We start from the raw sequence: 6,928 nt of genomic DNA, 5'->3' as shown, positions 1-6,928 counted from the left end.
ACACGTGCAATTAATACCGACGGTTTGCTAGGGATTACTTTATCAAATGGAATGAGATATACCCCGTCAACGAATAGCTCATCAAATTTTCCAATAGTGCTACCGATAGTAGGGCAAAGTTTTGCAGATATCAGTATGTTTGTGCCAACTAATACCAATTCAGTTGCGCTCAGTACCGTTATCGGTTGGCCGTATAATTATTGGGGCGATGATGATGGTGATGGTGATATTTCTGCGACAGGCAGTTTAAATTTATCTATTTTTGATAAAAACGACCAACCTGTTTCACGTTATACTGTACTGGATATTTGTAATGCACCCTACCGAATTGTATTAAGTAATACATTCAGTACATTGAGTTCACGTTATGGTGTTCCTAATAGCCGTTTCTATGGTGCTGGAAGTGTAACATATTATGTTAAACCTAATTTACCGCCAGCGATTTGTTTTGTTAAGCCAAATGTGGTTCATGAGAGAAGAGAGTACAATGGTCCAGATTGGTTGTGGGACAGTAATAAAGGTTTTCGGATTCAGTCAACATCCCCATCATCTTATAACTTAAATTTTCCTACAACGGGTGCTCATGGTTTTTACTTTGATTTGGATATTGGTGGTGTGGGTCCGCTGTCATGGGCGCCTGTTTCACGAGAGGGTATAACCGCGAATATGTACTATTTAAACAATACCACTCTACGCGTTACATTAACCGGTCCAGTAATCCCGCCATCTCAATGGCATTCTAAGAATCCTAATCGTATAGCTAAGCCGACTCTACCCCAGACCTTCGAGTTAATTGGTCGTGACAGTCGAGGTAACGAAGTTGTTAAGTATGGTTTTGTGTTAAATAAGTGGTTTGTTAATAACGGTGATGGGGTTAATAAACTGGATGAATTAAGTGCGTTGTGTAAAAAAATAGGAGGTTATAAAGTTGTGACGGTAAGGGATTTAACTAATGCAAATTTTGATGGCTTAGGTGCTACCCCATCATCATCAGGTAATCATTTTCAGCGACGAATTGGTGCAGGGCTCTTGTCAGAGTGGGGCACTGTGTACCTATACTCTGGAGCCAATTTCTACAACGATTGGTATGTGACTCGTAATAAGTCAGGTAGCAATTCGATTGTAGTGCATTTAGGCACAGGTCTTGCAAAAGTGGCGCGATTATATGATACAAAAGCTGGTATGCTTTGTGTTGTACCTTAACTATTTTTTACATCCTAATTTTTAAGGGAATTGGAATAGAAAAAAGGTTATTAATCGATAGCAGACTTGAAGTCACAACCAATGCGATAAAAAGGATTTTGTGGCTTATCGACGCTTGAATCACCCGCTTAGGCGGGTTTATTTTTGAGGTGTTTTATCGCAAAAAAGTTGAGGAGCGGTTTTTTTGAATTATCATTTTTATTAAAAATCCCCCTCAATCTGAAATATCTAATTTATCTATTAGAGTGAAAGCTGAAATCTATATAACCTAGTTAACTTTCTACGTTAAAATAACTAACTTTATTTTTTATCGCAAATTAAAGGACAAACCTAATGACAACCGAATTGACAACGCTTGATAAGATTAAACGCCAAATTGCCGAAAATCCGATTATTCTTTATATGAAAGGTTCGCCAAAATTGCCAAGTTGTGGTTTTTCAGCTCAAGCTGTGCAGGTGTTATCGCAATGTGGTGTGCCGTTTGCGTATGTTGATATTTTACAAAATCCAGATATTCGTGCTGAATTGCCAAAATTTGCTAACTGGCCGACCTTTCCACAACTTTGGGTTGAAGGTGAGTTGATTGGTGGTTGTGATATTATGTTAGAGATGTTTCAAACAGGTGAATTACAAACCTTGATCAAAGAGACGGCAGAAAATCATAAAAACGATTAATAATGTTGAGAAAGAGAGCGCTAAGCTCTCTTTTTTTATATTTTGACTATTCTTCTGTTTTCGGCTCGACTAAAGGCCAGCCACCTAATCGTTTAAAACGGTTAACGATTTCACAAAATAAAATAGCAGTCTTTTCGGTATCATAAAGAGCTGAATGTGCTTGTTTATGATCGAACGGGATATTTGCCGTTTCGCAGGCTTTAGCCAGAACTGTTTGCCCAAAGACTAAACCACAAAGTGATGCCGTATCAAAAGTCGCAAAAGGGTGGAAAGGGTTGCGTTTAATACCCACTCTTTCAGCGGCAGTCATCAAAAAACTGTGATCAAAATGCGCATTATGTGCCACTATTACAGCACGGGTACAGTCATTGGCTTTGATTCCGGTGCGAACTAATTTAAAGATTGCCTCAATTGCCTCTTTCTCATCAACCGCGCCTCGTAACGGATTATTGGGATCAATGCCGTTAAAAGCTAGCGCTGTTGGCTCTAAAATAGCATCGGCAAAGGGATTGACATTAAATTGCAATGTTTTATCAGGCTCGAGCCAGCCGTCATCTGTCATTTTAAGCGTAATGGCTGCGATTTCTAAAATAGCATTGAGTTTTGGATCAAATCCGGAGGTTTCTATATCGATAACCACGGGATAAAATCCTCGAAAGCGTTCACAAAGTTTTGGCACAATAGTTAGTCTTATCTATCTAAAATGAGAGGTATTATGCCAGTTTTTACTTTTTTCGCCTAGTTTTACCTACTTAAATCAATTAAGTTTTTAACTTAGTATGACCAGTTAATCCTCTTGAGTTTTATTCTTTATAGGCGTTATTAGCATCTTACTTATCCTATTTTGCTTTGCTATCAAATTTTACTACTGTGCGTTAAATCTATATTAAGCATGTTGTCCCGAAATCTAAACTAGTCAAGTGAGTGATTAAATTTGAGACTTAATCTTGAATAAGCAGGATGGTAAAAAACTTAAAATAATTGTTTAATTAATCATAATATCGGGTGAGATATTACGAGAAAGCGACTATAATTAGCGCCAAACAAAAGGGCGAAAAGTTTATTTGGTCATCTTAAGCATTTTGTTAAGACTGTTTTAGTTTAATTCTAAGGTTTGCGAGGGCATTGTGCATAATTTCGAACTTCAACACATCATTGATACACATCTGCAAGTGACACGATATCGTGACTATGCGCCAAATGGTTTGCAAGTTCAAGGTCGTCCGGAGATTAACAAAATTGTGACAGGGGTAACGGCTTGTCAGTTATTGTTAGATAAAGCGGTTGAGCTAAATGCTGATGCGATTCTTGTTCATCATGGCTATTTTTGGAAAAATGAGCCAGAGACAATTACTGGCATAAAGTATCATCGAATGAAGACGTTACTTAGCCATGATATCAATTTATATAGTTATCATCTTCCCTTAGATGGTCATCCAGTATTGGGTAATAATGTGTTGCTTGGGCAAATGTTTGATATTACGGTTGATGCGCGTGATGATATTACCGATTTGCTTTTTAAAGGCACGTTAGCGAATCCATTAACCGCAATTGAATTTAAACAGCTACTTGAACAGAAGCTACATAATGGTCGCCATTCAGTTTTATTTTGTGGTGATAATGCCCCAGCAGTGATTAAGCGAGTTGCATGGTGTAGTGGTGGTGGTCAGGATTATATTGAAACGGCTGCTCAGCAAGGCTTTGATGCTTTTTTTACTGGAGAAGTATCAGAACGAACCATTCACATTGCCCGTGAATACGGTATCAATTTTTATGCTTGCGGACATCATGCCACAGAGCGATATGGTATAAAAACATTAGGAGAATGGTTATCGACTAACCATGGCTTAGAAACTATTTTTATCGATATTGATAATCCTGCATAACAAAAGTTGAATTTAAATAAGAAATATCGCATACTTATTCGCAGTTTTTTTAATCTTTAAGTTGTTTTATAAACACAGAATATGAGAGGTCGCTTTATGTTTACAGGAAGTCTGGTCGCACTTGTTACTCCAATGGATACGAAAGGAAATGTGGACCATGTAAGCCTAAAAAAAATGGTCGAATATCATATTGAAAATGGCACATCTGCTATTGTATCAGTAGGAACTACTGGCGAATCAGCAACGCTTGATCATCATGAGCACATTGATGTTATTAAACGCACTATTGATTATGCAGATGGTCGAATTGATATTATTGCTGGCACAGGTTCAAATGCCACCAAAGAAGCGATCGAATTAACTCGTCAAGTTGAAAATATCGGTGTAGTAGGTTGCTTAACGGTAGCGCCTTACTACAATAAACCAACGCAAGAAGGTTTATACCAACACTTCAAAGCTATTGCAGAAAGTTCTCCATTACCTCAAATTATTTATAATGTTCCTGGTCGTACTTGTAGTGACATTAAACCAGAAACTGTCGGTCGATTAGCTAAAATTAAAAACATTGTTGCGTTAAAAGATGCAACGGGTGATCTGTCTCGCGTTTACAAAACTCGTAAATTAGTTGGCGAAGATTTTAAGCTATTAAGTGGTGATGATGCGACTTTCTTAGACTTTATCATTTTAGGTGGTGATGGTGTTATCTCGGTAACCGCTAACGTAGCAGCGAAACAAGTTGCAACCGTTTGTGAATTGGCATTTAATAACCAAATCCAACAAGCACGCACGTTAAACGATACTTTAATGGGGCTTCATACTCATCTATTTATTGAACCAAACCCAACGCCAGCAAAATGGGCGTGTACTCGTTTAGGTTTAATGGCAAACGGTACTATACGTTTACCATTAGTGCCATTGAGTGATGCTTCTATTCCTGTAGTTGAACAAGCATTAAAAGATGCTAAATTAATTTAAAATTGACTATAACCTTACTTAAAAGCAGAAATCTATGTTGAATAAAACTGAATTGAAAAGCAATGCCTTTAAAAAACTAGCTGTTTTATCGGTTATTACATCGATGTTTATGGTTGGATGTAGTAGCGATCAAAGTTATAAACGAGAGGTTGATGGCAATGAAGATTACCTCAATTCGCCCGCTTTAAAAGCGTTAATTATTCCTGAAGGTGTTTCTGTACCAGTTGAATCTGGTGATTTTTATGTGGACAACAACAAAATTGATGGTGCCGTTGGTAAACAACTTGATATTCGTCCACCAACATTAGCTATTGCAACTATCCCAGAATCTTTTGTACATCATGAACAAAACACTGTTACCTTTAACGTGCCAGTTAGTTATGGTGTATGGAATAATATTCCAAATACATTAAATAAACAAAATATACTGGTTAGTTCAAGCGATAGTAAAACCATTAAAACAAATAATGCAATTATTTCTCGCCAAGATGAACAACAACCGGTTGAGGCTTCTTTTGTCTTTACCCGCCATAATTTAGGCGCAACAGAAACTATCACTATCGTATTAAGTTCATTAACACGTAGTGGTGAAAATCTTATGTCACAGCCGATCGAAGTTCAGCGTTATGTAGTTGGATTATTTAATCAAATAATGGATGATGTCGCACCTGAATCGCTACGAACTGTGCCGGTTAAAACAGATGAAAAAGAGTCAGATACAAATAAAGAGCTGAAAGAAGATCTTAAAGACAGTGTCAGAGATAGCATCAGAAATGATCGCTAATTTAACGATTAGATAATCTTTCATCTAAATGAGTTAAAACCGCGTAAAGCCGATTTTAACCCAATAGCGGAGTAACTTACCTTTGCTATATAAATGAATGTTTATAAATACAGTTTATAACTACAATTTATAACTACGGTTTATAGCGAACACTTATAACAGCAAGGTACTTGATTTGAAATTAAGGGGCGAATAGCTCCTTAATTATTTATTGGCAATTTGATATAAGGTTATAAACATGAAAAAGTTGGCTGAGCTTTATCGTGGTAAAGCAAAAACGGTTTACACCACTGACAACCCAGATCTATTAATCCTTGAATTTCGTAATGATACCTCGGCATTTGATGGACTGCGCATTGAGCAGTTAGATCGAAAGGGGATGGTCAATAATAAATTTAACTATTTTATTATGACCAAGTTACGTGAAGCAGGTATTCCAACTCAAGTTGAAGCCCTATTATCAGATAATGAAGTTTTAGTTAAAAAACTTGATATGGTGCCAGTTGAATGTGTCGTTCGTAATCGAGCTGCTGGTTCATTAGTAAAACGTTTAGGCGTTGAAGAAGGCAAAATCCTTAATCCTCCAACATTTGAACTTTTCTTAAAAAATGATGCCCTGCATGACCCTATGGTCAATGAGTCACACTGTAAAGCATTTGGCTGGGCAACGGATGAGCAGTTAGCAACGATGAAAGAACTTAGCTTTAAAATTAATAACGTGCTAACAGAGCTTTTTGATAAAGCCGGATTGATTTTAGTTGATTATAAATTAGAGTTTGGTCTATTTCATGGCGAAATCACATTAGGCGATGAGTTTTCACCAGATGGTTGCCGTTTATGGGAAAAACAGACCTTGAAAAAAATGGATAAAGATCGCTTTCGCCAAGGTTTAGGTGGTGTGATTGAGGCCTACGAAGAGGTGGCCAAACGTATTGGTGTTCCACTTTAATGTTTGCCCAATTTGATATCTCCTTTTTTTTATTATTAGGTTTAGCTGCACTGTGTTATATCACGCATAATAACACAGTGACCTTTGCAGTATTGCTACTGTTGTTATTCAAATTAACACCGCTAGCAACCTATTTTCCGTTCTTAAATCAATATGGATTAACCATTGGCATTGTCATTTTAACGGCGGCTATGATGGTTCCTTTAGCGGATGGCTCGTTAAAAATTACCGATATTGTAAAATCATTCACCACCTGGCAATCGTTACTGGCTATTTTAGTTGGCATATTAGTCTCATGGTTAGGCACGCGTGGCATATCCTTAATTGGTGCTCATCCAACTATAATTAATGGCTTAATTATTGGTACACTTATTGGTGTTGCCTTTTTCAAAGGGATACCGGTTGGTCCATTGATTGCAGCAGGAATTTTATCCTTATTGATTGGAAAAAGTTAAT

At 37.2% G+C, this 6,928-nt stretch carries 8 protein-coding genes; 7 read left to right on the top strand and 1 reads right to left on the bottom strand.

Annotation, left to right across the window (positions count from 1 at the left end):
• On the top strand, nucleotides 1-1,203 hold a 1,203-nt coding region (locus A9G08_RS11740), incomplete at its 5' end, for a hypothetical protein (protein ID WP_218058458.1).
• Nucleotides 1,204-1,548: 345 nt separating this feature from the next.
• Nucleotides 1,549-1,878: a Grx4 family monothiol glutaredoxin gene (locus A9G08_RS08795; RefSeq protein WP_065563338.1), complete on the top strand. Its 330-nt coding sequence runs from the start codon at nucleotides 1,549-1,551 to the stop codon at nucleotides 1,876-1,878.
• A gap of 46 nt (nucleotides 1,879-1,924) precedes the next feature.
• Here the strand turns inward: A9G08_RS08795 and rnt are convergent, their stop codons facing one another.
• Nucleotides 1,925-2,572, bottom strand: a complete 648-nt coding sequence (gene rnt, locus A9G08_RS08790; RefSeq protein WP_065563336.1) for a ribonuclease T — start codon at nucleotides 2,570-2,572, stop codon at nucleotides 1,925-1,927.
• A gap of 433 nt (nucleotides 2,573-3,005) precedes the next feature.
• On the opposite strand from rnt, the gene A9G08_RS08785 reads away from it, so the two are divergent.
• From A9G08_RS08785 to A9G08_RS08765, 5 genes are all read left to right on the top strand, one after another.
• The gene (locus A9G08_RS08785; RefSeq protein ID WP_065563335.1) at nucleotides 3,006-3,764 is read left to right on the top strand and encodes a Nif3-like dinuclear metal center hexameric protein; all 759 of its coding nucleotides are present in this window, start codon (nucleotides 3,006-3,008) and stop codon (nucleotides 3,762-3,764) included.
• Nucleotides 3,765-3,860: 96 nt separating this feature from the next.
• A complete protein-coding gene (gene dapA, locus A9G08_RS08780) occupies nucleotides 3,861-4,739 on the top strand; it encodes a 4-hydroxy-tetrahydrodipicolinate synthase (RefSeq protein WP_065563334.1) in 879 nt (292 codons plus the stop codon).
• A 34-nt stretch (nucleotides 4,740-4,773) separates the two neighbouring features.
• Nucleotides 4,774-5,523 carry an outer membrane protein assembly factor BamC gene (bamC, locus tag A9G08_RS08775; RefSeq protein WP_065563333.1) on the top strand — a complete coding sequence of 250 codons (750 nt, stop codon included), beginning with the start codon at nucleotides 4,774-4,776 and terminating at the stop codon, nucleotides 5,521-5,523.
• 238 nt (nucleotides 5,524-5,761) lie between these two features.
• A complete protein-coding gene (gene purC, locus A9G08_RS08770) occupies nucleotides 5,762-6,472 on the top strand; it encodes a phosphoribosylaminoimidazolesuccinocarboxamide synthase (protein ID WP_065563332.1) in 711 nt (236 codons plus the stop codon).
• Nucleotides 6,472-6,927, top strand: a complete 456-nt coding sequence (locus A9G08_RS08765) for a DUF441 domain-containing protein (protein ID WP_065563331.1) — start codon at nucleotides 6,472-6,474, stop codon at nucleotides 6,925-6,927. The genes purC and A9G08_RS08765 overlap by 1 nt, the downstream gene beginning before the upstream one ends.
• Nucleotide 6,928: the final 1 nt, after the last annotated feature.

Origin of the sequence: Gilliamella sp. wkB195, assembly GCF_001690445.1 — a bacterium.
GTDB classification, from domain to species: domain Bacteria; phylum Pseudomonadota; class Gammaproteobacteria; order Enterobacterales; family Orbaceae; genus Gilliamella; species Gilliamella apicola_E.
Note: the sequence above shows the minus strand (reverse complement) of the source record. Positions and strands in the feature narration are given on the sequence as shown.

What these genes read in the sequence shown, in the direction of transcription:
- purC (WP_065563332.1), top strand. Translation starts at nt 5,762, where the DNA reads ATGAAAAAGTTGGCTGAGCTTTATCGTGGTAAAGCAAAAACGGTTTAC.
- bamC (WP_065563333.1), top strand. Translation starts at nt 4,774, where the DNA reads ATGTTGAATAAAACTGAATTGAAAAGCAATGCCTTTAAAAAACTAGCT.
- dapA (WP_065563334.1), top strand. Translation starts at nt 3,861, where the DNA reads ATGTTTACAGGAAGTCTGGTCGCACTTGTTACTCCAATGGATACGAAA.
- A9G08_RS08765 (WP_065563331.1), top strand. Translation starts at nt 6,472, where the DNA reads ATGTTTGCCCAATTTGATATCTCCTTTTTTTTATTATTAGGTTTAGCT.